The following is a 25,028-nucleotide window of genomic DNA, read 5'->3' as shown; positions in this document are numbered from 1 at the left end:
GACAGAGGAAGGACAGGCCTTGCCCTTTAGGGCGGGGAGGAGGTCAGAGAACTTTTGTTAACAGCGACCTACTTCTAAAACAACCTTCCAGTTCACATTCGCGTAAAGGAAGTTACAAAGTGACAAAAGTCTTCGCCCGTCAGGGTAGGGAGTAGGTTAGCCCTGTTACGAGTAAGGGGCAGGATATAACGTGGTGAGGACGTCTAAAAACTTTAAGAGGTTTCTCGAAACAATCTACTACGTAAGTTGAGGATTCTTTCCTGGAATGTAAATGGCTTAAGGTCTGCCCTGTCTAAAGGATTGATGGACCTTGTCAGGAAAACGTCATATGATGTTTTGATGTTCCAGGAGGTTAAAACGAACCAAATTCCAATTGATTTTCTAGCTATCCCCTACAAAGTTTTCCTAAACGCGTCTAGGCGAAAGGGTTACAGTGGAACCTTAACCTTGTCCAACACCGAACCAATATCCGTGAAGTATGGCATAGGAAATGAGGAATTCGATTCTGAGGGTAGGGTGATCTCCTTGGAGTTTTCATCCCTTTACGTTATAAACGTTTACTTTCCAAACTCAGGAGAGGAGCTTAAGCGGCTAGAATATAAGATCAGATTTAATCATGAGTTCCAAAAGTTTGTCACGTCGTTACCTAAACCTGCGGTAATTTGCGGAGATTTCAACGTGGCACACGAAGAAATTGACATAGCTAGACCTAAGGAAAACGAAAATCACGCTGGGTTCACTTCCCAGGAGCGGGAATGGTTTCACCAATTTCTCTTGTCAGGTTTTGTAGATACTTACCGACTCTTCGTGAAAGAAGGAGGTCACTACACGTGGTGGTCTTACCGCTTTCATGCTAGGGAAAGGAACGTAGGGTGGAGAATAGATTATTGCTTGGTCTCTGAGGAGTTAAAGTCAAGGGTGAGGAAAGCTGATATACTGACCGACTTGACAGGTTCTGATCATGCCCCAGTCACTCTAGATATTGAAGTTTAGCTCCAACCATTTTTGAGCAATTTTCTCTGAGATGTAAGATTCTAACTTGCGCAAGACATTAGTTCAGATTAGACTAACGACATGTGATTACCAAGGAGGAACACTAAAAATGAGTTCTTGAGTCTTGATAAAAGAAAGGCAAACCTTGAGGGTGGAGTAAGACCAAAGCTGGCTCTGCTTTTATTCAGGATTTACCGGAGATGTCTTAACCAAGAGGAGAAAAACTGTATAATATAACTAAAACACTTTCTATATTCCCGCCTGGGATTCGTTAACGCTTTCAAGGCTTTTGCCTATGGTGTTTGGCAATACTTTAATGAGTATGATCCCCATGATGACCATCGGTATTTGGAACAGAACCCAAGTCCCTAAGCTCCCCAATAATGGTATAATGGAGAACATTATCGCAGTAGATATGGCTGCCCCTAGATGAGCGAAGCCATCAGAGAAGGCAAACGACGTAGCCCTTGCGTAAGTTGGCACGTTCTCAGTCCCGTTTAAGTAGTTCAGCTGGTTACTCCAGCCAACTCCTATGAAGTTCGTTAGTAACATGCCTACGAAAGCTAGGTTTACATCCTTTATTATGGCACCATAAACTGCCACTAGCACCCCAAGTAGCATGCCTACAAAGTAACTGAGAGTAACTAGGATGGGTCTCCTTACTCTCTCCACAACGAACCTTAGACCGATAGCTCCCAGAAACGTAGCTACTCCTGCTAGTCCAAACAGAAAAGTGATCTCGTCGCCTAGTGAACCTTTGTAACCTAAGAAAGTGGAAGTCCACAGCGGATACTCCGTCAAATAGGGATACTCGCCGAAGTAAAAGAAGAATATCGCTAGCATGACTGCAAGCACTCTTATCCTGTACACTGGGTTTTTGAACACGTAGAACGGATCTACCTTCTTAACTTGGAATGAAAGAGGCTGAGGTGGTGGCAACTCCTTAAGTCCCGTCCTTTTCATAGCCTTCTCCTCCATCTCCTTCACAACCTTTTCGGCCTGATCTACATGTCCCTTGAGGCCAAGCATCCTTACGGTCTCTGAGGCATGGGATCTTATAACAAGCACTATGAAGGCTAAGGTAGCACCTATACCGAAGACTACTCTCCAGCCTATAGCCGGGTTAATGAGCACTATCTCCGAAGCTAAGAACGGACCCAGACCCAATCCAGCCCAACCTGCTATGTAAACTAGGTTAAAGTAGGAGGCCTCTTTATGGCAGGAACCATTTCCACAAGATATACTGGGACTAGGATCAAATCTCCACCAATTCCCATTCCTGTTATGAACCTGAAGATGATGAAGGTTGCGAAATTAACGGACAAAGCGTTGCCCAGACTTCCTATACCAGTTAACAACGCGGTTAGTATTAACGTGGGTTTTCTCCCAATCCTGTCAGCTAAATATCCAAGGATTATAGCACCTGGGATGTAGCCAAAGAGCCCCATGGAAACTACGGTTGTAGCTTCACTTGATGTGAGGCCAGTGTAGCTTATAGATGCAGGTGAGAACGCGAGACCGATATCTATTACGTCATAGAGCGCTATAAAGTAGCCGAATGCTAAAGATAATATTACGGAAACGGGTAAGACTATGGTAGGAAGTCTATCAACCCTTGAAGCCAATTCGGCTATTTTCTTATTTAACTCTTCTGACATAGAATATCTATTAAAATTTTTTCTAATGTCTTAAATACCTTTCTTCATTTTAACACGTTTATGAATATAAACCAATCTAGGAGTATATAAATAAAAAAGGGAAAGTATATTGTATGAGAAAAGAGAAAAGCAAAAATAAAGAGAGCTTTCCTCGTTTTAACTGAGGTAGAACTTTATGAAACAAATAATTTTTTGAATGTTACCTATTAACATGTCTAGATAGCTTTCATCCTTTCGTATTATTTAAAGAATATAAGTAACGGTTGAGTACAATTAATATGGAAGTTTTACCCTCTTTCTTGAAGGGCAAGCTATCTCCAATCATGGAGACTAGGTTGCTCAAGTTAAGAAACGTCAAATTATTACATTTTCTTGAGGAAGCTGTGGATCTTTGCGAGCCTGAAAGCGTTTATATAGTGGAGGGAACTGAGGAGGATATATCAGAAATTAGGAATAGGGCCCTTCTGACAAAGGAAGAGACAGAGCTTAACGTGAAGGGGCATACTATACATTTTGATCACGCTCTAGACCAAGCGAGAGCTAGAGAGGATACTTTCATTCTTGGGGACAGGATACCCTTCGTTAATACAAAGCCCCGAAAGGAGGGGCTAGAGGAAGTCAAATCCATTCTTAAAGGCGCCATGAAAGGCAGAGTGATGTACGTAGGTTTATACTCCCTAGGACCTGTAGGTTCACCCGCTCAAATTCTTGCAGTTCAGATTACGGATTCACCTTACGTTATACACAGCGAGAATATTCTATACAGGAACGCCTACAGGGAATTCGAGGGCGATAAGGATTTCTTGAAGTTCATTCACTCTAAAGGCTCTCAGGACGTGAAAAAGAGGAGGATCGTCATAGATCTTGACGGTGTTGTTTACAGCGTCAACACAACTTACGCAGGGAATAGCGTCGGTTTAAAGAAGCTAGCATTGAGATTGACGCTGAATAGGGCAGTTAGGGAAGGTTGGCTATCTGAGCACATGGCGATAGTGGGTCTGGAAGGTTCAAACGGTGTTCATTACGTTACTGCGGCGTTTCCGTCAGGATCGGGGAAGACTAGCACTTCCATGATGGGTAGACTCATCAGTGATGATCTAGCCTTCATTATGGGTATAGACGGAGATGTGAGGGCGTGGAACCCAGAGGCCGGCGTTTTTGGGATTATCCAAGGTATTAACAGTAAGGACGATCCGATAGTCTGGAAGGTTCTACATACCCCTGGCGAGGTGATTTTCTCAAACGTCCTAATGACTCCAGAGCGTTCGGCTTACTGGGACGGGAGCGGTTTACCTGAACCAGAAAAGGGGATCAATTTCTCGGGGGAATGGTGGAAGGGTAAGAAGGATGACCAAGGAAAACCAGTCCCTCCAAGTCATCCTAACGCTAGGTTTACTGTCTCCCTAAAATCCTTTGACAACCTGGATCCTAACTATGATAACCCTAACGGAGTAAAGATAGATGCTGTAATCTTTGGCGTTAGGGATTACAAGACTCTAGTACCCATTGCTGAAGCCTTCGATTGGGAGCATGGCGTTGTCACAATGGGAGCCTCCATGGAGTCAGCTAGGACTAGCGCTGTGATTGGAAAACAGGACGAGATGGAGTTCAATCCCATGGCTTTGCTGGACTTCATTTCCGTTCCCTTGGGGAAATACGTGCAGAATTACATTAATTTTGGTAAAAGGTTAAGAAATCCACCTAAAATTTTTGGGGTTAACTATTTCCTAAAAGATGGCGACAAATACGTCAATAGTAAGGAGGACAAGAGGGTGTGGCTAAGATGGGTTGTAGAAAGGCTAGAAGGTAGGTCCAAAGCCCTAGAGACGCCAATAGGGAAGATTCCTCTGTACGAAGACTTAAGGAGGCTCTTTGGGGAAGCTCTCGGGAAGGAGTACTCTGAAAAGGATTACGAGGCTCAGTTTTCCTTGAGACTCCGAGGCTACAAGGAGAAGTATGAGCGTATCCTGGATATATACTCTAAGATTGATACGCCCAAAGATATATTACACATCATAGAGAGACAAATACAACGTATAGAGGAATATAGGAAGAGCATGGGGGACGTGGTCTCACCATTCAGACTTAAAGTAATAGAGTGACAAGAGTAAATGAGGACTAACAATTAATATAAGTCATGGAGCTACTATGAAAGTTTATGATTAGGGCTACAGTCTCCTTACTACTAATTTTTTTGATTTCAGCATTAGCAGTGTACTCAATTAGCTTCGTTTTACCTGCACTTGCCCAGATCTACGGAGATGGGATATATCTTACTATTCCAGCTAGCTGGATAGGTGGTGCCATTGGAGGTCTCTTGCTGTCTATACTCGCAGACAAGTGGAGTAGGAAGCTCTCCCTTTTAATTTCTATTTTTTTATTTACTGTCCCACTTTTTCTAAATGTATTCACCAGAAACTTGTTCTTGTTTTATTTCCTTTGGTTCCTAATTGGGTTTGGAGTAAACGGGGAGAACGGCTTAAGCTACGTTTACGCTGCAGAGATCTCTCCTCCTAGCTACAGGGGATTTGTTGGAAGTATTATGCAGGGTCTATACTTCATCGGGGGACTACTCGGACTTCTCTGGGCTGATATTTTCAGGTCCATAGAGACCTATTTTCTCACCTTAGGTTTACTGTCTCTGGTATCGTACTTGCTGTGGTTCTCAATACCAGAGTCAAAGGTAAGGTCAAGAGGATCATTCAGCTCTTTGAGATCTAAAAACCTAACCAAAGTTCTAGTCCTAGGCTCCGTTTTCGCAGTTGGTTCCTTCCTTTTTGTAGTCCCTTTAGTCTCTCTGAGCTTTACTCTCTTCTCATTTTTTAGGTTACCTGCATTTTCGCTTCTGTCATTGGCGTTACTGTTGGGTCTTATTGGTTTCAGTTTAGCAGGGAGACTATCCGACCGATGGGGTAGGAAGAGGACTACATTCATTTTCATAGTTATCTCCCTAGTCTCCTCCGTTATGATGCTCCTCCAAGTACCTACATCGCTAATAGGAGTTCTCGTGACTCTCCTTATGGTCGGGTCCTCATTTTTCGCCTACTTCGGGGTTTGGATGAGTGAAGTTTTCCCACCAGAGGTGAGAGCCACAGGTACGAACATAGTATTTTTCCTAGGACGCCTTATAGGAGGTGGGTTTGGGGTAAGTATCATACTCCTCATGCCCTTCGGGCTGAAGGAGGACTTGGGGGTAGGCCTCTTAACTTCTACATTGTTGGTCCTTGGATCAGTCCTTCTCCTGCCGGAGACCGTTAGGAGGGGCTGAGGCTTCAGTTCTTTTAATCTCCATTTTCTTAAGGAGGTCACTCATTACCTCTTTGGCTATGGATAAAGGCTCCTCATGCTCTAAGAAGAATTTCCTTCCCTCTTCCGTTATCACGTATTTTTTTAAGATCTGGCCTTTTCTATTCTTGTCCTCTTTATACCTGAGCAGGTTTTTCCTCTCTGCATTTCTAAGGATAACGTATATTGACCCCTTTGGTAGCTTTACGTTGAACTTTCTCGAAATTGTCTTTTCCAGTTCATATCCTGTCATTGGGCTCTCCATGATCTCGCTTAGGACGTAGAGGGTTAAAATACCTCTAAGTATCATTTCTGTTTTTCTCATGGCTTTCACCCAAATAGGGGTACCTTGCTCCTCTTCGCTGGCTTAGGGATTAGGACTACTAGGATCGCCGATAGCAGTCCTACGATCGCTATACTGTAGGACGCGAAAACTAGACCATTTATCTGGGAGAGAATTCCCACAATTATGGGACCTATTACGCCTCCTCCAGTAACTCCGAGCCCCCAAACTAGTGAGTTGGCGAATCCCGTGGACCCTCTAGGAACGAAATCTCCTACTAGAGAAAGCATCAGCGGGAACGCGCTATAAGTGAAGAGTCCAAAGATTACTAGGTACACTATATCGGCGAACTTCAGAAAGGCCATTAACGCAATTACTGCCCCTAAGGTAGATATACTAAAGATTAACCTCCTCCCGACCCTGTCGGAGAGTAATCCAAGGATTGGTTGACCTACTACTGCAGCAGCTAAGGCCAGCGAGGTCGCTTCTCCCAAGTTCACCCCGTATGAGTAGTTAAAGTTCTCCACTAACAGTGTAGGTAAGAACTGGGATATTCCCTGTGTGAAAACGCTTCTAAGAAGCGCTATTATTGTGAGGAGTATAACTATCCCCATTGTGCTCCTCAGCATACCTTGGCCCTTATTCACCTCCTTTTCCTCCGATCTTGGTTCCTTTGGGTCAGGGTACTCCTGTAATTTTTCAGTAGCTAGAAACGCTGTCATGGAGGCTAGAATGGAGATCACGCCTAAGATCAGGGAACTGTATAACATATCCTTATGGAATAAGGTAAAGAGGATCAAGGTCAGGGTAGGGTAAATGGCCCTCCCTAAACTTCCCATGGAGCCGTTAATGCCTAGAGCAGAACCCGCACTCCCTCTGTAGGTAATGGAGAGCATCGCTGCTCCCAAAGGGTGATAGAAAGCTGAGGAAAAGCCTGCGAGAGCTACTGAGATCACTATGGCTAAGAGCGATTTAGCACTTATAGAAATGCCGAAGAGGATCAAACTCAAGCCCCAGAGTAGGATACCTAACCCCATGATTACAGAGTACCTCTTGGATCTGTCTGCTATTTTTGTGATAAACGGTGCAGCCAAGGCCGATACAGCGAAAAATACGCTTCCTAGGATACCTATGGTTAACTTAGATATACCGAGAAATTCTATCAGGAAAGTGAAAGTTACTGGTAAAAACCACGAGTTGCCGTCATTTATGAAGTGCGATATGGATGTGGTGAAAAGTATCTTGGATTTCATAGTTGGTAGGTAACAAAGATATCCATAAAAAACTTATCTATATACTTGTTAGGGGTTGTCCAGTTGTTACAAAGTAGGGAAAGCCTCGCCCTACGGGGATGGCAAATGACATAAACCCTTTCCCCTACTTCTGTCTATGGGCAGAGGGGCTAAAGAGAGTGGGATCGAAATCAGACCTACGGTTTCAATGAGGGTTTCCCGTACCGCCCCTCTACTCGCGCTCGTATCTAGTTACGAAAAAGGTCTACGTTTCGTCCGCAACTGGTTAAGGGAAAATAGACCAAAGAACCTGTTAACAGACGCACAAGGGGACTTACGAGACATTTAGAGAAGTCCAACCTACCCTCTAAAGCTGCCCAAGACTGCTATAGCGACGTCATCGCAGTATACAAATCCTGGTTAAACAGCGCATGCGGTAGGTATTTGAGTGTACTTAACGTCTCTGTATGGTTAACCCAACCCTATCTCTTCAACCGACTTCGGCAAAAATATCGTAAAGGTAGCAGGAGTTGGCGAACCGCAATAGAAGGTTATTTAATGGACTTACCAGAGTACAAGGACTGTCAAATGAGGGAGTAGGTTAATGCTGAGGGATTGAAAAGCCTACTTCAAGGTCTCCTTCCTCAAGGAGTGGAAAGGACTAGAAGTTGAGAACGGAGTTGCAGCCGACATCATGGGTGAACTCGAACTAGGTAAAGACGACGAAAAGTACGTCAGGGTAACGACCGGGCTAGATAACGCCCACCACAACAAGTCACTAGCTGAGTCCCTACAGAAGTACGATAAGAGGTGGAAGGGGACATAATCCTACGCAGGACAAGGTCTCACCACAAGAGAGCTAGGGACGTCTTAGGGGACTCGATAAAAAAGGTAAGTAGTTAGTAGACACAGCTAACTCATTAAAAGTCTCAACCATCTCCCTTGAAGACCTCAACGACCTCATCAAAAATGTGAAGAAGCTTCCGGGAGAGTTTAGGGACAGGCTGTACTCGACGCAGTACCGTAGACCGCAGTACTGTATTAAATGATAGGGAAAAACACTGGCTTAAAGTAGTCTACGTTGACCCACACTACTCCTCTACTCGCTGCCATATGTGGGGTCACAAAGTGAAGGAGGTCGCCTACAGGTACTTCCGTTCTCCATACTGTTATGAGAACGACCTTGACGTCATCGCAGTCATGAACCTCTATGGGAGGGTTTCTCTGGCCCTCTCGACTGCCCCCACACTAGGGATGTAACTCCGGACAGGTGAGGGGATCAACACATGGCTAGGAGGAAGTCAGTAGCAAGCGGGTTTTCAACGACCCAGTCGCATATTAGCCTTGACTTCTCCTCTTTGCTTCTTCTAATATCCTATCAAGTGCGTGTTCCGTACCGGATCTGAAGTGTTCCTCGTTCCTCTTTTCAAACGGCTTCATGTAGAGAGGCATCTCTACTTTCCAGTGGGACGTTACCTCTGTAGATGAGACCTCGATCCTATTCATTCCCTTCAGTATCCCTTTTAGGAAGTTCATGGTTAGGGAAAATTCGCCTAAATCTATCCTCACGTCGGAGGACGAGGGAAAGGCAAATCTAACTGCCCCCTCATAGGTTCTATCAGAGACTTGCCTTACGTTGAGTTCCCTTATTCCCTTCCAATACTGGGGCATGGAGTTGACTTCTCGTATCACTTCCCAAACCGTTTCTCTTCTTAGGGGTTTGAAGCTCCTTACAACCAGGAACTCAATCATCGCTATAACTTGCTTGTTTGAGTAATAACATTTTTCATATAACATTATTGTCCTAAAGCACGGATTTAACTGAATTATTCTGGTATGAATACCTCAATAATAAGAGGATCTGACGTCCACATGGATAATTAAGCGAGTAACTTTACCCGAAAATTGACCGATAGACTCCATGAAGATAGTCACTACTCTTGAGATCTCATCTTTCTTGTAATCTCGCTGGTAATTCCCTTGACGTCTCCTGTGTTCATCTTTTTAGTCATTTCATTAGTGCTCTCCATAAGGTCCTGCCTCCTAGTTTGTTCTGCTATTTCCCTTAGCTTATCCAATCTCTTTGTAGCTTCCACTAGGTTCTGGCTCTCAAGTGCTTCCGAGTAACCCTTAAGGGTCTGCATGTATTGGTATTCCATAATTACGTCCCTATCAACACCTTGCAGGAATTCACTTTGATCTTTGGCTACCTTTAGGTTAAAATCAATCTCCTTTCTCTGTTCCCCTCCTTCATCCTGATACTTAACCTTTAGAGCCATGAATTTCCCTGAAAAGTTTGGTGGGATTGTAGCCTCTCCAAATATCTTCACGACTCCCTCGACGGCATTTATCTTCACAGGTAACTGTTCGTAGTTGAGAAGCTTAACGGGAGACTCAGATACAAGGTCAACCACAACGTTCTTGGCAGCAACCTTGGATTTGACCATCTTGGGCATCTTTTCTGGTATCTCTGAGGGGTCGCTTATATGGTAGAAGAAACCGTTCCCCCTTTCTGATATCTTACTGAGTATCTCTGGACTGTAGTCGTCTCCTATACCGAAGGATATGGTCTCTACTACCTCAGGGACTTCTAGTTTCTCGTATACTTCGAGGCACTCTTCCAAGCGGAATTTATTGCTCACTCTAGAAACGCATCCCATGTCGGTGGGCACTCCGTCGGTCAGCAGGATTAGGTAAGTTGGATCTCGGTATCTCTTTGAGATCTTGAAAGCCTCCTGAAGTGCCTTATATAAACTTGTTCCGCTACCTGGCTTAATTGTGCTCAGGGCTTCATGCGCCTCGTCCAATTCCTCCATGGAAAGCGAGCTGACGTGTTCCTTAATCACGCTTACCTTTTCGTTGAACGAAATGAGTGAAAGGTAACTATCCTCGGGCAAATTATCCATGAGGAGTTCAGCCCCCCTCTTAGCCATCTCCAGTTTCGCTCCTTCCATGGAGTAACTTCTGTCCAGAAGGATTATGTAGTGAAACCTCTTAGCTTCGAACTTGGACTCCGGTACAAGGACTATTCTAAACATTGCCTTGACTTCCTGTGAGAAACTCCTGCTGTGACTCACGTTAAACATAACTGAAAGTCCCATACTAGAATATGGGATTTCTTAGTGTTTAAGTCTTATCCTATTTAGGGATTCTTAGAAATTTTATTAAAGTAATCCAACCCTTGTCAAACGTGTTTTGTTATGGTCTAGAGTATTCGAAAGGTGAAAGTTAAGGAAAACCTCTTAATTATCCTTAACTGCTACAAGATAATTATGAGGCTCACAGTATCTCAAGAGCAGATAATAAAGGAAAGTAACGGGGGTACTTGGATAACTTACGAGTCTAAATCGGAAACGACGGTGACCAGGTACATCAGCGAATCTGGTTGGACCCCCTCAGTAACCAGGGATCCAAAACCTGAACCTCTCTGCAAGTCTTTCATCCACAATTCAGTTTCGTCCTGGGAAAAGGCAAGAAAAGTCCTCGAAAGGATAAACGAAGGGAATAGGATTGAAATAAGAAAAGTAACGAGAAAAGTTCAATGGGAGGACTATGAATGTGTAGAGGAAAAAGTCGTTAATTTCATCTCCTTCAAGGGTAGGAAGTTCGCCTACACTGGAGATCCAAATGATATTCCAAGTGTGTTGGAGTTCCTGAGAGAGGAGAAAGATTTCAGACCTTCCCCTGTCTTTGTGGAGAAGGCCACCGTGATTCTAGACCCAGACGCTGTCTCCAATCTCCTTGTAGGTTTGGTGTCAATGCTGAGGGGAGACTCTCCCCAGATCTCCAGCGACGAGAGGGGGCTACCGGACATCACACTCTACGACGAACCGACAATTCCTTACTCCCATGCCTTTGCGTACTTTGATGATGAGGGCGTTGCAACCAATAGGAAAGAACTGATAGGAAACGGGCAGGTTATTAATTACTTAGGTACAAGGACTACTAAGGTGGGCTCTCCAGGTAACGCAAGGGGATTTGTTCCTAAACCTGACTTCTTTAATATGGTTCTTAAGCCCGGAGATTGGAAGTTAAACGAGCTTATTCAGGAGTCAAAGAACGCGTTCTTAGTCATGGGCTCTCATGGCTCAGAACTTGTCAAGAAAAGCCTAAGGATAAGACCTAGGAGAGTAATCCAATTGGGGGGTGGGGAGATAAGTTTGAGAGAGTTAGCAGTTCCCTTGGCTGAACTGTCTACGTTGGACGCGGTTACCGCAGATTCCCGCTTCGTCTATCTTGATGACGACCATGGAGCTCTAGCTCCGTTTGTTAGGCTGAGGGCAAGGTTTCTCTACTGAACTTGATGCCAGCTAGGAACCTTAGGGTTTTGTACGCTATCCCATCTGTCGTAGGGTTTAAGGTCAAGCACTGGGGTTCCGTTGTAAGCGTTTACTCCCCTCACCTTTACCTTGTTCTCAGTTACCTCTAGTATCTCCGCAACCGAAATTCCAATGGGGTTAGGTCTGTTTGGACTTCTAGTGGCAAAAACTCCAACCTCGTGCCCATTTCTTCTTTTAATTAGTTCGAAGGAGTTGGTCCTATCTAAGTGATAGATAACGATACAGTGGGAGAACTGATCTAACCCCACCAATCCTTCAACAAACTCCTCGTGTATAACTATTAACGATTCCTTTCCTCTAGACGGTTCGCCTTCCACCTCAATGTAACCAATGGGTCTATAGGAAATCAAAGTTCCTCAACGACTTTAGACAATCCCTTCTTGTCCCTCAATGGAATTCCTGTCCCTCCCCTATTTACAGCTACAATTTCTGCCACTATACTGAGGGCTATTTCGTTCTCGTCCTGGCCGTTGAGGTCCAATCCTGCAGGTATCCTTAGGGGGAGAAGCTTATCCTTGGAAATCCCTGCTTCGATTAACCTCTTGAGTATTACCTTCGCCCTCTTAACGCTCATTACAGCAGACACTTCCTTCGCCTCGCCTAGAATCGCCTTCATAAGAGCCCAAGTGTCGTAAACGTGCTTAGTCGCTACCACCACGTATTTGCCCTTGACAAGCTCATCAGGTATTTGAAATGTGTTCCCCCTAATGACCTGATCTGCCTCATACTCTCCCTCCTCTGCAAAGGGATCAACGACAGTAACCTTGTAACCCAGCATCTTAAGCATCCTAGCGACTATGGGAGCTATCCCTAGACTCCTGCCTTTGCACTTACTTTCATCCACCTTCACTGTGTCCCTGTCACAGAAAACTGGTTCCTCCATCTCGGCCTCTCTGCTCGAAGAGAATATGAGAACATCCATGTGTACCACTAATGTTATGAGAAGAGCAAGGATATAAAGGTTAAATGAAGAACTAAGAGTCCTGAGCCTTATTAAATATTAGTGGGGCGAGGATAGTTGAAAACTTTAGATATAGTTATTTTCTTTCAACCAAAAGAGGACAAAATGTAGGTCTTTACCATGACTAGAGAGGAGGCTGGGCAGAGGGGTGGTAGGGGAAACCTCATTGGAACTGTAGCTCTAATTTCAATCCAACTCTTTTTAGCCCCTCTACCCATTATACTCTTACATCCACGCTGGGCGATACTTTCCTTACTTTCTAACTACACGTTTTATGAGGACTCGCGATTATAAGGCGAATTGAAGAAGGATTATTTCAATGATTTACACCCACCAGACTATTAAGAAGTCTTTAGGCACCTTACTGTTGAACTACGTAGAGGATAATGTAAAGGAAAACGGGTACGACCTCCGAATCTGTGGTGAGAAGTATTGGAGGGTAACGGGAAATTCAGAACTCCCAGACAAGAGGAGCGACCTGGAGGAGCGCGAGTTTAAGGATATCGCAGTCCTTGAGCCTGGAAACACTTACCTGTTTGAAAGTTGTGAAGAAGTAAGGATGCCCAACGACACGATCGGACTGATGACTATGAGGAGCACCCTAGCTAGAAACGGCTTCCTTTCTCCGCCAACGGTCATAGATGCAGGCTATTACGGGAAAATAACCATAGCAATCTCAACTACTCGAGGTGGGAAGCTCAGAAAGGGGATGGGAGTAATTCATCTCATCTTCATGAAGCTGGAATCGTCCACGGAGAGACCCTATCAGGGGAAGTACCAGGGCGGTAGACTGATATAGAGTGTTAATAACCGTTCAGCTTACAATTAACCTTGTCCAATCCATAGAGTACAGACCCCATGGACGGGTCCTTATCAACTGGGAGTACGCGAACGTTGTTCTCTCCCATAAGGTTTTTGAATTCTTCCATGTACGCCTTGGATTTGAACATTCCGCCTAGGACGTAAACCTCACTAACGTTGGTCTTCCTCACAACGTGTAACACTGACCTGCCGAATTCCCTTGAGGCCCTCTTGAGGATTCCCTGAGCGATCTCATCTCCCCTTGAAGATGCCTTATCCACGAGCCTGGATATCGAGGCCACCATTTCCACCCTATGCTTCCTGTGGTAAGTCCAGTAAATCAGATCGTCAAGGTCCTTTAGCTTTAAACTTCTCATTACGGTCTCAGACAGCATGGAGCTACTTTCTATTCCCTGAAGACACCTGGTCAAATATCTCAAGGTCTCCCTACCCACCCAATACGCTGAACCGGTATCGGATAGAAACCATCCAGCTCCCTCAGCCCTCACTTTCTCTCCATCTTTTATGCCCAGTACAACGCTACCAGTACCGGATATGGCGATCACGCCGTTTTTTCCCCGCGTTTCGCCGTAAAGGATAAAGAAAGAGTCGTTGTCCATGATCACCTCCTTTCCAACCGAGGAAAGGTTTTCCCGCAATACGTTGAAGTCGTATCTGGAGTCCAGTCCCGCAAGTCCCATGACAACCAGGTCTGGGGTCCTCCCTTCGGTACACCTATCTATGGCTTCCTTTATCCTTTTGGTGGCTGTCTTTATCCCCACGTTGTGGAAATTCGAGCCTTCTGTCTCATAGGAGGAGACTAACGTTCCGACTCCTCCCCTGCACTCTATACACGTAGCCTTAGTCTTGGTACCCCCTCCATCAACACCTACAACTATCATGAAGATATAATGTACTTTAGAAGTTTAAATTTTAGGTCTGTCGGTCAAACTAATGGCCCTACTTGTACGAAACTTATCTTTCATTGAACTGGGTTTTTAATCTGGAGGAATGATTCACAGGAGTCAAGACAGTTAAAATCTAGTTTATCTACGTCAACTCTAAGCTCTCAGAACCTTCAGGGCGTAGGTTTCAAAAGAACCTGTAGAGAACTAGACGACCAGAGAGTTTACTTTAACCTTGAGAGACTCCACACTAAACCTCATATTGTCAAGCAGTCTTCCGATACTTTGCACTTCATCTAAGTAAGGAACCGATTTCAAGAATAGAGTTTCCGTAGCCTCCATGAGGTCCAGCGCTGACGATTTCAGGTCAATCACGGTATCCACACCTTTCCCGTCCATGGTGGATAGTACATACGCTACTACTACGGTTTTGAATTTTTCCATGAACTCGTCTATAGTCTCAGAGTCCTCTAGGACTTCGGAAACTTCCCTAGCTTTCTCAGGGTCCCTGGAGATCAACTCCCTTACCTTGACGTTCAAAGCCTGTCTTATTATCCGAGTTATTTCTTGGCTACTTTCAATTATTTGTTCGCTATCCGGCACCTTAAGATATATCACTGTTCCAAATACATCGTCAGCTTGGTTAAACGGAATGTCATCAGAGTACTCTCCAAATCTCAAGAAATGGGTCGCCCTGTTTTTGTACCTAGACATGTCGTTGAAGAGCTCTATACTCATCACATATAATTATGCCTTAGATCAATATAAAGACATGTTTCGATTCCTGAACTAACAAGTATTTTACAAAGTTGAGGAAAGCCCCACCTTTAGGACGGGGAGGATGTCAGTTCCTCCTGCCTCAAGGGACTATACTTTAGTCAATTGTAAACATGTTTAATAGTGGGGTGAGGTAACCCGTAACCTAAGTAACCTAGCGAAGACCATGAGGTTACGAGTGAGTTTAAAGGATCTATCAAGAGGATTCAACCCTGAATTTGGTCAGCAAGGTCTCAGGATCTGGAACTAGGGCGCCATCCCTGACATCTCCCCTATACCCCCTCTGCCTAGCTACCTCGAAGAATTTTTCGTCTAGCTCCTCCTTCGTCTTGGAATCCAACTCTAAAGTGAACTTTATTAAGGAACTTTTGAGCTCCTTGTAATACCCATCGTCAGATGGGATGGGAAGATCAGTGTTGGAATGATATACCCCTATCATGTCATCGTTGTATAGGACTAATCCTGGAATACCTTTCGCAACGAAGGGGAAATGATCTGAGAAAGGAGTGGGCATCTCCACCCTCTTTAGGTTGAAATGAGATGAAAGTGACCATAGATCTGGGGTAGAGGAGTAGACCACCCTACTGGGATAGGTCGCATCGATTGAGATTACAGAGAACACGTCTTTAGTCGGATACTGCATGGATCCCGTACAGCATCTTGGGCCCTCCTCAGAGCTAAGAAAAACTATCTTTACTCCGTGTTTGAGGTTAAGCTTCTCTAAGTCCTTTTTCAGGTCCATGAGAAGGCCAACAGAGAATAGGTTGTCGTGAAACCCTGTAAGCCAATGGTCTACATGGGCTAGGAAAAGGATATAGGAGTCGCCATCCCTTACCTTTACCTCCACGTTCCTTGAGCTCACAGTAACCAGCTCATTTTCGGAACAGATCTCCGCAATCCCCTCCACCTTCCTAGGGATGAAGAAGGAAGGGGGAGATCCCTGTGGTAAGACTATTTTCCTCAATTTCCCTTCCTCATAAATGAGCACCCCTTCGTACTGGGATAATGGTAAACTCTTCAAAAGGAAGGGATGGGAAGGCATTTGGAACAGACCGATCTCCCTCCCTATTTTCCCTTTTACGCATCCCTTTGTATAAGGCATTACAACTCCCTCCAGTCTCTCACCGTTGACGTATACTGCAGAGCTGTTGACCTCCCAGTACTTCGTTGTTATGTTTACTACCGTATGCTCAGGAAATCCATGGCTAATTGTATCCAGGATTTTTGATTCCTGAGGGCTTCCATGCGTTGCTTCTCCTAGTTCAAGAAACTCAAAAACGGAAGGGTTCATCGCCTTAAAGGAGGAGTTGGACAAAATAAGTCATTCTAGTAGAAAGGAAAACTTTCAACGACAGAAGAACGGCAGACCCAGCCCTTTGGAGCAGGGAAGGGGTCAGTGTAATTTCCGGACATCTATATTAACGCTTCATCAAGCGCATTTAGTTTTGTACAAATCGATGAAGACTTAAAATAGTAACCAGTAGGGGTAAAGGAGGATCCGCAAAGAGCGAACGTCTTCTAGGTCAACTGAACTCTGATCTATGACGACTTTCATATTCAATCGTTATCCATGCGGTCTCAATCGCATCGCATCTATCAATTCATTAATTAGATGACAAGTCAAATGAATTATCTAAGATCTTCTTAAAATTATTAATTAGGGTCAAGTTCACAGGGCTTTTGTCCTTTCTTAAAGAGACCGTAGTGGAAAAAATGTCACATACTTCATTCTGTACACGCTCCTTACAGCACTCCATCACTTGCTGATTAGATACGGGTATTGAACCTGCCAAGCAACACTTGGCCCTGATGAAAGACCGCACCGACCTGAATAGATAGTTGAGGGCTGAAACTTCATCCCCTCTCATGTACCCTTCAGCGCTTATCCTCAGTTGTGCCCTGGAGTAATCCAAAAGCTTCTTACACGTACTATCTGACTTCTTAAACTGGACTGACGGCAGAGATCCGCAAATTACCTTGGAATCGTAAAGAATAAAGTAGCATAGCGGATCACCATCGTTACAGATCTTTCTGAGCTGTTCTGAACTAACTACTATCGGCGTCAAGTTTGTGGAAGCCAGCTCAAACATGACGTCTCTATCGTTTGTAACAGCTAGCACATTGATGTCGGAGATTCCCTCAACGAAGTCCTCTCTCACATAAGAGCCGAAGTATAGGAGTGCTGTGACCCTTTTACATATTTCAAAAAGGTGACTTTCCAGGGACGTTCACTTAAAATATACTAACGTAACGTCCTTATCTAATTTGTGGCTGAATAAAACGGTGACCTTAGAGCTGGGGAAGGCTGCTCTAGTGGCCGAGGAAAATTTACCCTGTGAGCCGACGTGATCTTTAGACAGCACTATAACCATGTCTGACACATTCTTTGGAAGTATTAGCGAGAGTATTTTCTCTAGACTAGAAACCGTTTTGAGGGGTATTCTTTTCGGAGAGGAGTTAACTCCCAGAGACGACAATAATGTTAACAACTCGGGTTCAATTTCTACATTGTCCCTCCTCTCCATAGTTTCAGGCATAAGCAATGTAAATCACCCGCGAGAAAGTAGATAGCATTGTTATCATTATATCCTGTTACAAGACTATATGATTTCTATAAAATTTAAAGATTACTCTTGGAATCTTCATGTTACCTCCAGGAAATAGTCATTGGTAATATAATCATGTTTATTAATTTTTGTATAAATACTAATTTATTGTTTTTCAAGAATTCTATTACATCTATATCTGTTAACTAAAATATTTGTATTAAAATAATATTAATTGAATTTCAAAGGACACTCATTTTAAGATCTCAACCTGTTTTTGAGTTACTCCTCACTGATACAAATGTCGTTTTAGAATATAGATAAGCTTTTAAGAATTGAACAAGACCGAAAACTGGGATGGTCAGATGGAACAATCCTAGAGGGGATAAACCTAGCCTTTAGCTACTCAAATAATTACAAGGTGTTTGAGAACGTGAATTTAAGGTCTGGAGAGAATGAATTAACAGCAATAGTAGGACCCTCCGGAGTAGGAAAGTCAACCCTTCTTAGGATTCTAGGTGGGTTCGTAAAGCCCAACAATGGTGAAGTGAGGCTAATGGGAAGGAAGGTTTCCCATCCCACTCCCAGGATAGCCCTCATTCATCAGTCCATTGCTACTTTTCCTTGGCTAACTGCCCTTGAAAACGTGAAGCTGGGAATCAAGTATAGGAAGCTCCCCAGGGAGGAGGAGGACAAAATAGCTAGGAAAATGCTTGAGGTAGTGGGTCTACAAGGATTCGAGGATTTTTACCCTAAACAGATGAGCGGTGGAATGAGACAGAGAGTTGCCATAGCGAGAGCGTTGGCAGCGGACCCTTACGTTCTTCTGATGGATGAGCCCTTCGCTCACTTAGATGAGCTGACTGCGGAGGGATTAAGGCAAGAGATTTACTCTACGCTGTTTAATGAGGAAACGTCTTTGAAATCTGCAGTACTTGTGTCGCATAACATGAACGAAGTTGTTGAGCTGTCGGATAAGGTTTACGTTCTTAACGGGAGTCCAGCAACGGTTGTTGGTGAGGTTATAATTGACCTAGATAGGCCTAGGAACTTGAAGGATCCAAAATTCCAGGAATATCTCGATATCCTGTACAAGTTACTTACACCAGTGAAAAAGGTAAAGGGGATGAAGGAAACTTGAACTTCGTCCTTCTCTCCTTTCTAGCTGTTGGTGTTACCATTGGTAGGGTCTTCGTCACTATTATTCTCTCCATTGTGACAGGGTGGTTACTTGGATATATTGCCATAAAGAACAGGACCTTTGAGAACGTCTACATATCCTTGTCTGAGGTTCTAGAGTCAGTCCCCGTCATATCCTTCTTTCCTGTAGTCTTAATCTTCTTTGTTACTGATATCGGAGGTTACTTGGGTGTGGAGTTGGCTGTGATATTTCTAGTTTTCACTGCTGTTGTTTGGAACATATGGATGGGGATCTACCAGGCTTTTAAGACTGTTCCAGATAACCTAAGGGAAGTTACAGAAAACCTAAGGCTCAGTTTTCTTGAAAGAATGAGTAAGCTTTACATCCCTTTCTCCATACCAAGGATTGCGGCGAACCTGATTCCGAGTTTCGCTGACGCCATGTTTTATATTACCGTTAGTGAGGTATTTAGCGTCGGAAATTCGCAATTCGCGGTCTTTGGAATAGGGTCTCTGATCTATAAGTACACCTCACTGGGGCTATATACTCAAGCTTTGTACTCTCTCCTTATCTTGGCTATAGTCACTACGGGTGTAACTTTAGGTTTAAGGGAGTACGCCATGTATTCAGTTCAGAGATACGGTCTAGACACCGAGTCCGTCAACATGGCTATGAGAAGGGGAAGGTTCAGAATAAGATATTCAGCCAAACTGAGTAATGCGATTGCTCCCGTGACTAAGGTCGCTAAGTACGTGTCTAAGGGTAGGTCAAAGGTAGAGGACTTCGATGAGGATAGGGAGTCTACGGCTAAATGGGGAATCCTAGGTAAAATCTTCGCAATAGGATTCCTCTTAGCTATCTCATATTCCGTGTTCACTCTTGTGAGTTCAGTTCCTTCTTCCGCGTGGTTCTCCGTAGTCGACTCCACCCCTTACGATCTAATCCTGATTGGCATTGACTACCTCCGTGTCGCAATTATAGCTTTAATATCGTTGATAATTGCAATTTTTGTTGGTTACTGGGTATCCCTACACCATAAGGTGGAAATGGTTCTCATCCCAGTAATCCAATCACTTGCCTCCTTCCCTGCACCGGCTTACTTCCCTCTTCTATTTGGGTTCACTTACCCAATCTTTTCTCGAGTCTTTGGCGGATTGACAGACGAGTTTTACGTTTTGTTTCTTGGTTTCATCTCAACTTTCTATTACGTTTTCTATAGTTACTGGATGGGTGTAAAGAACCTACCCAAGGAGTACTGGGAAGTGATGGATAACTTGAATCTATCCTGGTGGGACAGGCTCAGGAAAATTGTTATCCCGTCGGCGATGCCGTATTTGATTACAGGTCTGACGAGCACGGTCAATAGCGCCTGGGGAGGGCTTGCTATAGGGGAATATTGGACCAACATCTATGACGGGAGAACCCTCCAGGTCCATCAGGGCCTAATGAAAGAGCTTGCCATAGCTGATAGTACAGGGAACCTGCTCCTAGTGGGTTGGCTGTCAGTATTATTTGCCATCATCGTTGTCGTGTACTCGATTGTGTTCACCAGGAAACTGATGGATCTAGCTAGGGAAAAATACGTCGCTGAAGAGGGTATATATGCAGCGTAAACAGAATAGCTGTTTTTGAAATAGACAGACACTGTCAATCCATGGAGGGTCTAGATTCTGACTCCCTCCCCACCCTGATAAGTGAGCTGTTCCTTGCTTTGTAAAAATAGATCAGAATAGGAAACAAATCTAACCATAAAACATATTCGCCAGTAGGCCTAAATGGGGTTTACTGACCCTTTAAGGGGTGCTACAGGAGTTACATTGAACGCTGGGTGTGGTTGTATGGGATATATAAGGGTCTCATATTCGACCTTCTACACTTTAAAGGTCGAATGAATGACACGAGAGCAAACAAAAAACGTGGACTGAGCGTACCAACATTTAAAGATTAAACTAGCTCTAGGGATCAGGGTTTCTCTCATCCTTGTTCCTGGATAAAAATATTTAGCCTCTCGTCCTTCACTCTCCATACCAGTGATGAGGAATCCGGGAACCGATCTATGAGGTCTCCATGCGCGAACTCTGAGGTCATTATAATTATAAGAATTCAATAGGACTAATAATCCTAATGTTTAAATGGTAAAAATTTTAAGAGAGAACTTGATATGTAGAGTGATTGGATATGACAGCCACATATGAAAAGCCAGATATGGCAAAACTAATTGAAGAGCTCAGGGCTCTGAAATCTAAAGCATACATGGGTGGGGGAGAGGAGAGAATCCAGTTCCAGCACAATAAGGGGAAGCTCACCGCAAGGGAGAGGTTGAACCTACTTTTCGATGAAGGTACCTTCAATGAGGTAATGACTTTCGCCACAACAAAGGCGACAGAGTTTGGCTTGGATAAGAACAGAGTCTATGGTGACGGTGTGGTCACAGGATGGGGACTGGTTGAGGGAAGGACTGTTTTCGCCTTCGCCCAGGATTTCACCTCCATAGGCGGAACCTTAGGCGAGACCCACGCCTCCAAGATAACGAGGGTATACGAGCTAGCCCTTAAGGTTGGTGCGCCAGTTGTTGGAATCAACGACTCTGGTGGAGCCAGAATACAGGAAGGTGCAGTAGCCCTAGAAGGTTATGGCGCGGTTTTCAGATCAAATGTGATGGCTTCAGGGGTAGTCCCACAAATAACAATTATGGCCGGACCCGCTGCGGGAGGTGCTGTGTACTCCCCTGCCCTCACTGATTTCATAATAATGATCAAGGGGGATGCCTATTACATGTTCGTCACCGGACCAGAGATCACTAAGGTGGTTCTTGGGGAGGATGTTTCCTTCCAGGACTTGGGTGGTGCAGTTATCCACGCTACGAAGTCCGGAGTTGTCCACTTCATAGCTGAGAACGAACAGGACTCCATAAACATCACGAAGAGGTTACTGTCCTACTTGCCCTCTAATAACATGGAGGAACCCCCGTTTGTGGATCTAGGGGATCCCGCTGACAGGGAGATGAAGGACGTGGAAGAGGTTGTCCCAACAGACACCGTAAAGCCCTTTGATATAAGAGAGGTCATCTATAGAATGGTTGACAACGGAGAGTTCATGGAGGTTCAGAAGCACTGGGCTCAGAACATGGTCGTGGGTTTTGCCAGAATGGCTGGCAACGTAGTAGGCATTGTAGCCAACAATTCAGCACACTTAGGAGCAGCGATAGACATAGATGCAGCGGATAAGTCCGCGAGGTTTATCAGGTTCTGTGACGCCTTCAATATACCTCTAATAAGCGTAGTTGATACTCCAGGGTATATGCCAGGCACAGACCAAGAGTATAAAGGGATAATAAGGCACGGGGCCAAAATGCTCTACGCCTTCGCTGAAGCTACAGTGCCCAAGGTAACGGTAGTGGTGAGGAGATCTTATGGAGGGGCTCACATTGCCATGAGTATAAAGAGCTTAGGTGCGGACTTGATCTACGCTTGGCCTTCAGCTGAAATAGCAGTGACGGGTCCTGAGGGGGCTGTGAGGATCCTGTATAGGAGGGAAATTCAGAATAGCAAGACTCCAGATGACCTTATCAAGGAAAGAATTGCGGAGTACAAGAAACTATTTGCTAACCCATACTGGGCAGCAGAGAAGGGGTTAATAGATGACGTCATAGAGCCCAAGGATACTAGAAAGGTCGTGGTCTCCGCACTAGCCATGTTGAAGAACAAGAGGGAGTTCAGGTACCCCAAGAAGCATGGAAACATACCCCTCTAAGGTCTTTTTTTCCTGACATGTAGAAAATACCTCCCGTTTTTTTCCTCAATCCCTACTTCTTGTGATAACGCCCTTAGTATTAATGACAGATCCCTAATCACCTTTTCCTCCCCCTCAAATTCAATCTCCTCCCCTTCCTTAGCCCTAAAGAACTCCTCCAAGTAGTCTTGCAGCTTCCTTGACAATTCTCTCACCTAACTTCTCCCCCAAGAGGGCTTTCACCTTGTCAGGGTTCATAACTATATCCTCCGGTTTTCTTATTCCTCTTTCGTAAAGTAGCCTCCCCCTCTTCCTACCTACTCCGCTGACCTTGACCAGGTCAACAAGTTCCTCTTTCACTCCATCGCTAACTCTCCTATTTAGGTTTAGGAGGATTTTTTCGTGGTCTTTCAGATCCAATACTTGGGCCAGTTGATACCCGGAGTACGTTAACCTATCCATGGTCTCTACAATGGACCTTAGATCCCCTGACCCAATCCTATACTTGGAAAGTATTTGGTCCTCCTCAACCTCCTCTATCCAGTCGTGAAGAATTAGCGCAATTTTGAGCGCGGAGTAATACTCCTCACCCTCATCTCCTTCTTCAGGGTCAACGAACGGTGGGCAGTAGGCCATGTCAATAAGGTCCTCTCCCTCTTGCTCTGACACGTTCACGACTGGAGCGTCAGGGGTCATGGAAAGCATGTGGAAATAGGCTATATCGCAGTTTTCGCTGGAGTTCATGGAGATAGTGTCCTTTATCACTCTAGCCGTGAAGGGCTTTATGTAGAGGTCAGCCACTCTCCTCCCGAACCTGGTGAGCTTAACTCCTTCTAGGAATCCGTTCTCCCTGAGCCAGGCTAGCCCCTTCTCTATGTAATTCTTGACCAGCTCCTTATCAAGTAAGGACTCCTGGGCCACCTCCGTGATCTCGTCCTCGGAACTTACATCAGAGGCTATACCTAGGAGGAAGGAGTAGAAAGCTGACTCGTTACCCAATTTGGATTCAATAGGTTCAGGTGGGGATAGGATGTACTTCCTTGCCACCCTCTCCGCATCCTTTCGGTTCCTCACGACTATGACCGACTCCCCTTCCGTATCGTATCCAGGTCTGCCGGCTCTCCCGCTCATCTGTTTGTACTCCATTACGGAGATCTCCTCCTGATATCCAAGGATTTTCTTATTGAACCTGTAGATGTCCCCTACCACTACTGATCGGGCTGGTAAGTTGACACCCGCAGCCAGCGTTGGGGTTGCAGTAATCACCTTGATGATTCTTCTCCTGAACCCGTCCTCTATAACCTCCCTTAGTCCTCTAGAAAGTCCAGCGTGATGGAACGCCACCCCACTCGCTATTAGCTCCTTTAGGGCTTCCTTCTCTGTTGATCCAGCGTCTTCGACCTCCTCCAACCTAGAGAGGAGCCCTTTTATCTCATCCTTCTTGAGCTTTAAGTCGAGCTCCTTTATCTTCCACGCTGTAGTTTCAGCCATCTTTCTAGAGTTCCTGAACACTAGGACTTGCCCTCCTTCGTTGACCACCTTCTCAGTATAGGACAGAATAGGATCGCTCCCAGCGAGGGGATATGAGGAACCATCAGAATAGTAGATCTGGCTCCTTCTCCTTTCGTTAACCAGGATTCCCTCCTTTAATGGGACGGGTCTCCAGTTGGTGGTAATGGGGATTGCACTTAACCATTGAGCTATTTGGGAACTGTTGCTGACAGTGGCGCTCAAGGCAAGAAGGAAATTTCTCTTAGCTCTAATGGCAACGCTCTCTACTACTGGACCTCTGGTTCCATCGTTTAGGTAATGGAACTCGTCAAGGACGAAGTAGTCGGTCTCAAGTAACCACTCTGGTTTATGCCTCCACAGGGAGTCAAGTTTTTCATAGGTAGTTACTACTAGGTCGTATCTGCTGAGGTATCTATCGTCGGTGTCGTAGTCCCCTGAGGTCATCCCGACCTTTATGCCCAGGGCTTCCCAGTCCTTGAAAGTTACGAATTTCTCTGACGTAAGGGCCCTCAAAGGCGTCACATATACTGCCCTCCTTTCTCCCCTCATTAGATGGGAGAGCATGCCCAACTCTGCAATGAGCGTCTTTCCAGACCCGGTTGGAGAGGTCAGGAGTAAACGTTTACCTTCAAGGAGTCCCTTTTCCACTGCCTCCGACTGGACGGGGTTCAGGGATACAATTCCCCTCCTCTTCAAGATGACCTTTATTTCCTCCTTCACTGGAAGGTCGTTCAAGTCTACAACTTTCATTACGGTATAACTTGGTGCTTTGTCCAATTAATAATGTATGGGACTTTAGGACCTACTATTGGGAAGGACTTCTAACAACGTGGAAATCTACAAGACTTATACCTTAATATAC

At 44.8% G+C, this 25,028-nt stretch carries 25 protein-coding genes; 10 read left to right on the top strand and 15 right to left on the bottom strand.

The genetic code is table 11. The features are described from left to right. Positions 1-246 precede the first annotated feature (246 nt). A complete protein-coding gene (locus tag GWK48_RS00800) occupies positions 247-993 on the top strand; it encodes an exodeoxyribonuclease III (protein WP_174628717.1) in 747 nt (248 codons plus the stop codon). Between the two features lie 249 nt (positions 994-1,242). On the opposite strand, the gene GWK48_RS00795 is transcribed toward GWK48_RS00800, so the two are convergent. Both GWK48_RS00795 and GWK48_RS11640 read right to left on the bottom strand, forming a co-directional pair. Next, the gene (locus tag GWK48_RS00795; protein WP_281359991.1) at positions 1,243-2,160 is read right to left on the bottom strand and encodes an MFS transporter; all 918 of its coding nucleotides are present in this window, start codon (positions 2,158-2,160) and stop codon (positions 1,243-1,245) included. A gap of 23 nt (positions 2,161-2,183) precedes the next feature. Further along, complete coding sequence (locus GWK48_RS11640; protein WP_281359990.1) at positions 2,184-2,651, bottom strand: MFS transporter; 468 nt, start codon at positions 2,649-2,651, stop codon at positions 2,184-2,186. Positions 2,652-2,929: 278 nt separating this feature from the next. Between GWK48_RS11640 and GWK48_RS00790 the strand changes: the two genes are divergently transcribed. After that, positions 2,930-4,753 (top strand): phosphoenolpyruvate carboxykinase (GTP), encoded by a 1,824-nt coding sequence (locus GWK48_RS00790; protein WP_174628715.1) that lies wholly within the window; start codon positions 2,930-2,932, stop codon positions 4,751-4,753. A 56-nt stretch (positions 4,754-4,809) separates the two neighbouring features. Then, positions 4,810-5,919 carry an MFS transporter gene (locus tag GWK48_RS00785; protein ID WP_174628713.1) on the top strand — a complete coding sequence of 370 codons (1,110 nt, stop codon included), beginning with the start codon at positions 4,810-4,812 and terminating at the stop codon, positions 5,917-5,919. On the opposite strand, the gene GWK48_RS00780 is transcribed toward GWK48_RS00785, so the two are convergent. Together GWK48_RS00780 and GWK48_RS00775 are read right to left on the bottom strand one after the other, a co-directional pair. Continuing rightward, positions 5,881-6,261 carry a PadR family transcriptional regulator gene (locus GWK48_RS00780; RefSeq protein ID WP_174628711.1) on the bottom strand — a complete coding sequence of 127 codons (381 nt, stop codon included), beginning with the start codon at positions 6,259-6,261 and terminating at the stop codon, positions 5,881-5,883. The genes GWK48_RS00785 and GWK48_RS00780 overlap by 39 nt on opposite strands. A gap of 5 nt (positions 6,262-6,266) precedes the next feature. Beyond that, complete coding sequence (locus tag GWK48_RS00775; RefSeq protein WP_174628709.1) at positions 6,267-7,472, bottom strand: MFS transporter; 1,206 nt, start codon at positions 7,470-7,472, stop codon at positions 6,267-6,269. 673 nt (positions 7,473-8,145) lie between these two features. On the opposite strand from GWK48_RS00775, the gene GWK48_RS11635 reads away from it, so the two are divergent. Then, the gene (locus tag GWK48_RS11635) at positions 8,146-8,277 is read left to right on the top strand and encodes a hypothetical protein (RefSeq protein WP_281359989.1); all 132 of its coding nucleotides are present in this window, start codon (positions 8,146-8,148) and stop codon (positions 8,275-8,277) included. A gap of 287 nt (positions 8,278-8,564) precedes the next feature. Further along, a complete protein-coding gene (locus GWK48_RS11390) occupies positions 8,565-8,711 on the top strand; it encodes a hypothetical protein (RefSeq protein WP_246263853.1) in 147 nt (48 codons plus the stop codon). 78 nt (positions 8,712-8,789) lie between these two features. Here GWK48_RS11390 and GWK48_RS00765 read toward each other — a convergent pair whose 3' ends face one another. Beyond that, positions 8,790-9,203, bottom strand: a complete 414-nt coding sequence (locus tag GWK48_RS00765) for an SRPBCC family protein (RefSeq protein WP_174628707.1) — start codon at positions 9,201-9,203, stop codon at positions 8,790-8,792. Between the two features lie 182 nt (positions 9,204-9,385). Continuing rightward, on the bottom strand, positions 9,386-10,552 hold the full coding sequence (locus GWK48_RS00760; protein WP_174628705.1) for a VWA domain-containing protein: 1,167 nt from the start codon (positions 10,550-10,552) through the stop codon (positions 9,386-9,388). Between the two features lie 171 nt (positions 10,553-10,723). On the opposite strand from GWK48_RS00760, the gene GWK48_RS00755 reads away from it, so the two are divergent. After that, positions 10,724-11,749 carry a metallopeptidase TldD-related protein gene (locus GWK48_RS00755; RefSeq protein WP_174628703.1) on the top strand — a complete coding sequence of 342 codons (1,026 nt, stop codon included), beginning with the start codon at positions 10,724-10,726 and terminating at the stop codon, positions 11,747-11,749. Here GWK48_RS00755 and tsaA read toward each other — a convergent pair. After that, on the bottom strand, positions 11,743-12,141 hold the full coding sequence (gene tsaA, locus GWK48_RS00750; RefSeq protein ID WP_174628701.1) for a tRNA (N6-threonylcarbamoyladenosine(37)-N6)-methyltransferase TrmO: 399 nt from the start codon (positions 12,139-12,141) through the stop codon (positions 11,743-11,745). The two genes, GWK48_RS00755 and tsaA, sit on opposite strands and share 7 nt — an antisense overlap. Beyond that, positions 12,138-12,713, bottom strand: coding sequence for an XdhC family protein (locus GWK48_RS00745; protein WP_174632382.1), 576 nt, complete (start codon positions 12,711-12,713; stop codon positions 12,138-12,140). The genes tsaA and GWK48_RS00745 overlap by 4 nt, the downstream gene beginning before the upstream one ends. 358 nt (positions 12,714-13,071) lie before the next feature. On the opposite strand from GWK48_RS00745, the gene dcd reads away from it, so the two are divergent. Beyond that, the gene (gene dcd, locus GWK48_RS00740; RefSeq protein WP_174628699.1) at positions 13,072-13,551 is read left to right on the top strand and encodes a dCTP deaminase; all 480 of its coding nucleotides are present in this window, start codon (positions 13,072-13,074) and stop codon (positions 13,549-13,551) included. 4 nt (positions 13,552-13,555) lie between these two features. Here the strand turns inward: dcd and GWK48_RS00735 are convergent, their stop codons facing one another. The 5 genes from GWK48_RS00735 to GWK48_RS00715 form a co-directional block, all read right to left on the bottom strand. Next, positions 13,556-14,455, bottom strand: coding sequence for a BadF/BadG/BcrA/BcrD ATPase family protein (locus GWK48_RS00735; protein ID WP_174628697.1), 900 nt, complete (start codon positions 14,453-14,455; stop codon positions 13,556-13,558). Between the two features lie 210 nt (positions 14,456-14,665). Further along, on the bottom strand, positions 14,666-15,196 hold the full coding sequence (locus GWK48_RS00730) for a hypothetical protein (protein ID WP_246263851.1): 531 nt from the start codon (positions 15,194-15,196) through the stop codon (positions 14,666-14,668). Between the two features lie 235 nt (positions 15,197-15,431). Beyond that, positions 15,432-16,526: a M28 family peptidase gene (locus GWK48_RS00725; RefSeq protein ID WP_174628695.1), complete on the bottom strand. Its 1,095-nt coding sequence runs from the start codon at positions 16,524-16,526 to the stop codon at positions 15,432-15,434. A 313-nt stretch (positions 16,527-16,839) separates the two neighbouring features. Further along, the gene (locus tag GWK48_RS00720) at positions 16,840-17,394 is read right to left on the bottom strand and encodes a hypothetical protein (RefSeq protein WP_174628694.1); all 555 of its coding nucleotides are present in this window, start codon (positions 17,392-17,394) and stop codon (positions 16,840-16,842) included. A 69-nt stretch (positions 17,395-17,463) separates the two neighbouring features. Beyond that, positions 17,464-17,772 (bottom strand): DUF4898 domain-containing protein, encoded by a 309-nt coding sequence (locus GWK48_RS00715; protein ID WP_174632378.1) that lies wholly within the window; start codon positions 17,770-17,772, stop codon positions 17,464-17,466. Positions 17,773-18,202: 430 nt separating this feature from the next. Here GWK48_RS00715 and GWK48_RS00710 point away from each other — a divergent pair, with 430 nt between their 5' ends. From GWK48_RS00710 to GWK48_RS00700, 3 genes are all read left to right on the top strand, one after another. Next, the gene (locus GWK48_RS00710; RefSeq protein ID WP_174628692.1) at positions 18,203-18,922 is read left to right on the top strand and encodes an ABC transporter ATP-binding protein; all 720 of its coding nucleotides are present in this window, start codon (positions 18,203-18,205) and stop codon (positions 18,920-18,922) included. Further along, positions 18,919-20,535, top strand: coding sequence for an ABC transporter permease subunit (locus tag GWK48_RS00705; RefSeq protein ID WP_174628690.1), 1,617 nt, complete (start codon positions 18,919-18,921; stop codon positions 20,533-20,535). Before GWK48_RS00710 ends, GWK48_RS00705 begins: the two co-directional genes overlap by 4 nt. Positions 20,536-21,100: 565 nt before the next feature. After that, positions 21,101-22,675: an acyl-CoA carboxylase subunit beta gene (locus tag GWK48_RS00700; protein ID WP_174628688.1), complete on the top strand. Its 1,575-nt coding sequence runs from the start codon at positions 21,101-21,103 to the stop codon at positions 22,673-22,675. Here GWK48_RS00700 and GWK48_RS00695 read toward each other — a convergent pair. After that, on the bottom strand, positions 22,672-22,869 hold the full coding sequence (locus GWK48_RS00695; protein ID WP_425487482.1) for a hypothetical protein: 198 nt from the start codon (positions 22,867-22,869) through the stop codon (positions 22,672-22,674). The genes GWK48_RS00700 and GWK48_RS00695 overlap by 4 nt on opposite strands. After that, positions 22,820-24,916, bottom strand: a complete 2,097-nt coding sequence (hel308, locus tag GWK48_RS00690; RefSeq protein WP_174628685.1) for an ATP-dependent DNA helicase Hel308 — start codon at positions 24,914-24,916, stop codon at positions 22,820-22,822. The genes GWK48_RS00695 and hel308 overlap by 50 nt, the downstream gene beginning before the upstream one ends. Between the last annotated feature and the right edge of the window lie 112 nt (positions 24,917-25,028).

It is taken from the genome of Metallosphaera tengchongensis, assembly GCF_013343295.1.
Lineage (GTDB): Archaea > Thermoproteota > Thermoprotei_A > Sulfolobales > Sulfolobaceae > Metallosphaera > Metallosphaera tengchongensis.
Note: the sequence above shows the minus strand (reverse complement) of the source record. Positions and strands in the feature narration are given on the sequence as shown.

Bases quoted from the DNA above. Each gene is read 5' to 3' on its own strand.
- GWK48_RS00775 (WP_174628709.1), bottom strand. From the start codon at position 7,472: ATGAAATCCAAGATACTTTTCACCACATCCATATCGCACTTCATAAAT.
- GWK48_RS00730 (WP_246263851.1), bottom strand. From the start codon at position 15,196: ATGAGTATAGAGCTCTTCAACGACATGTCTAGGTACAAAAACAGGGCG.
- hel308 (WP_174628685.1), bottom strand. From the start codon at position 24,916: ATGAAAGTTGTAGACTTGAACGACCTTCCAGTGAAGGAGGAAATAAAG.
- GWK48_RS00780 (WP_174628711.1), bottom strand. From the start codon at position 6,261: ATGAGAAAAACAGAAATGATACTTAGAGGTATTTTAACCCTCTACGTC.
- GWK48_RS00760 (WP_174628705.1), bottom strand. From the start codon at position 10,552: ATGGGACTTTCAGTTATGTTTAACGTGAGTCACAGCAGGAGTTTCTCA.
- GWK48_RS00745 (WP_174632382.1), bottom strand. From the start codon at position 12,713: ATGGATGTTCTCATATTCTCTTCGAGCAGAGAGGCCGAGATGGAGGAA.
- GWK48_RS00735 (WP_174628697.1), bottom strand. From the start codon at position 14,455: ATGATAGTTGTAGGTGTTGATGGAGGGGGTACCAAGACTAAGGCTACG.
- GWK48_RS00785 (WP_174628713.1), top strand. From the start codon at position 4,810: ATGATTAGGGCTACAGTCTCCTTACTACTAATTTTTTTGATTTCAGCA.
- GWK48_RS00790 (WP_174628715.1), top strand. From the start codon at position 2,930: ATGGAAGTTTTACCCTCTTTCTTGAAGGGCAAGCTATCTCCAATCATG.
- GWK48_RS11390 (WP_246263853.1), top strand. From the start codon at position 8,565: ATGTGGGGTCACAAAGTGAAGGAGGTCGCCTACAGGTACTTCCGTTCT.
- GWK48_RS11635 (WP_281359989.1), top strand. From the start codon at position 8,146: ATGGGTGAACTCGAACTAGGTAAAGACGACGAAAAGTACGTCAGGGTA.
- GWK48_RS00700 (WP_174628688.1), top strand. From the start codon at position 21,101: ATGACAGCCACATATGAAAAGCCAGATATGGCAAAACTAATTGAAGAG.
- GWK48_RS00715 (WP_174632378.1), bottom strand. From the start codon at position 17,772: ATGCCTGAAACTATGGAGAGGAGGGACAATGTAGAAATTGAACCCGAG.
- GWK48_RS00765 (WP_174628707.1), bottom strand. From the start codon at position 9,203: ATGATTGAGTTCCTGGTTGTAAGGAGCTTCAAACCCCTAAGAAGAGAA.
- GWK48_RS00755 (WP_174628703.1), top strand. From the start codon at position 10,724: ATGAGGCTCACAGTATCTCAAGAGCAGATAATAAAGGAAAGTAACGGG.
- GWK48_RS00725 (WP_174628695.1), bottom strand. From the start codon at position 16,526: ATGAACCCTTCCGTTTTTGAGTTTCTTGAACTAGGAGAAGCAACGCAT.
- GWK48_RS11640 (WP_281359990.1), bottom strand. From the start codon at position 2,651: ATGTCAGAAGAGTTAAATAAGAAAATAGCCGAATTGGCTTCAAGGGTT.
- dcd (WP_174628699.1), top strand. From the start codon at position 13,072: ATGATTTACACCCACCAGACTATTAAGAAGTCTTTAGGCACCTTACTG.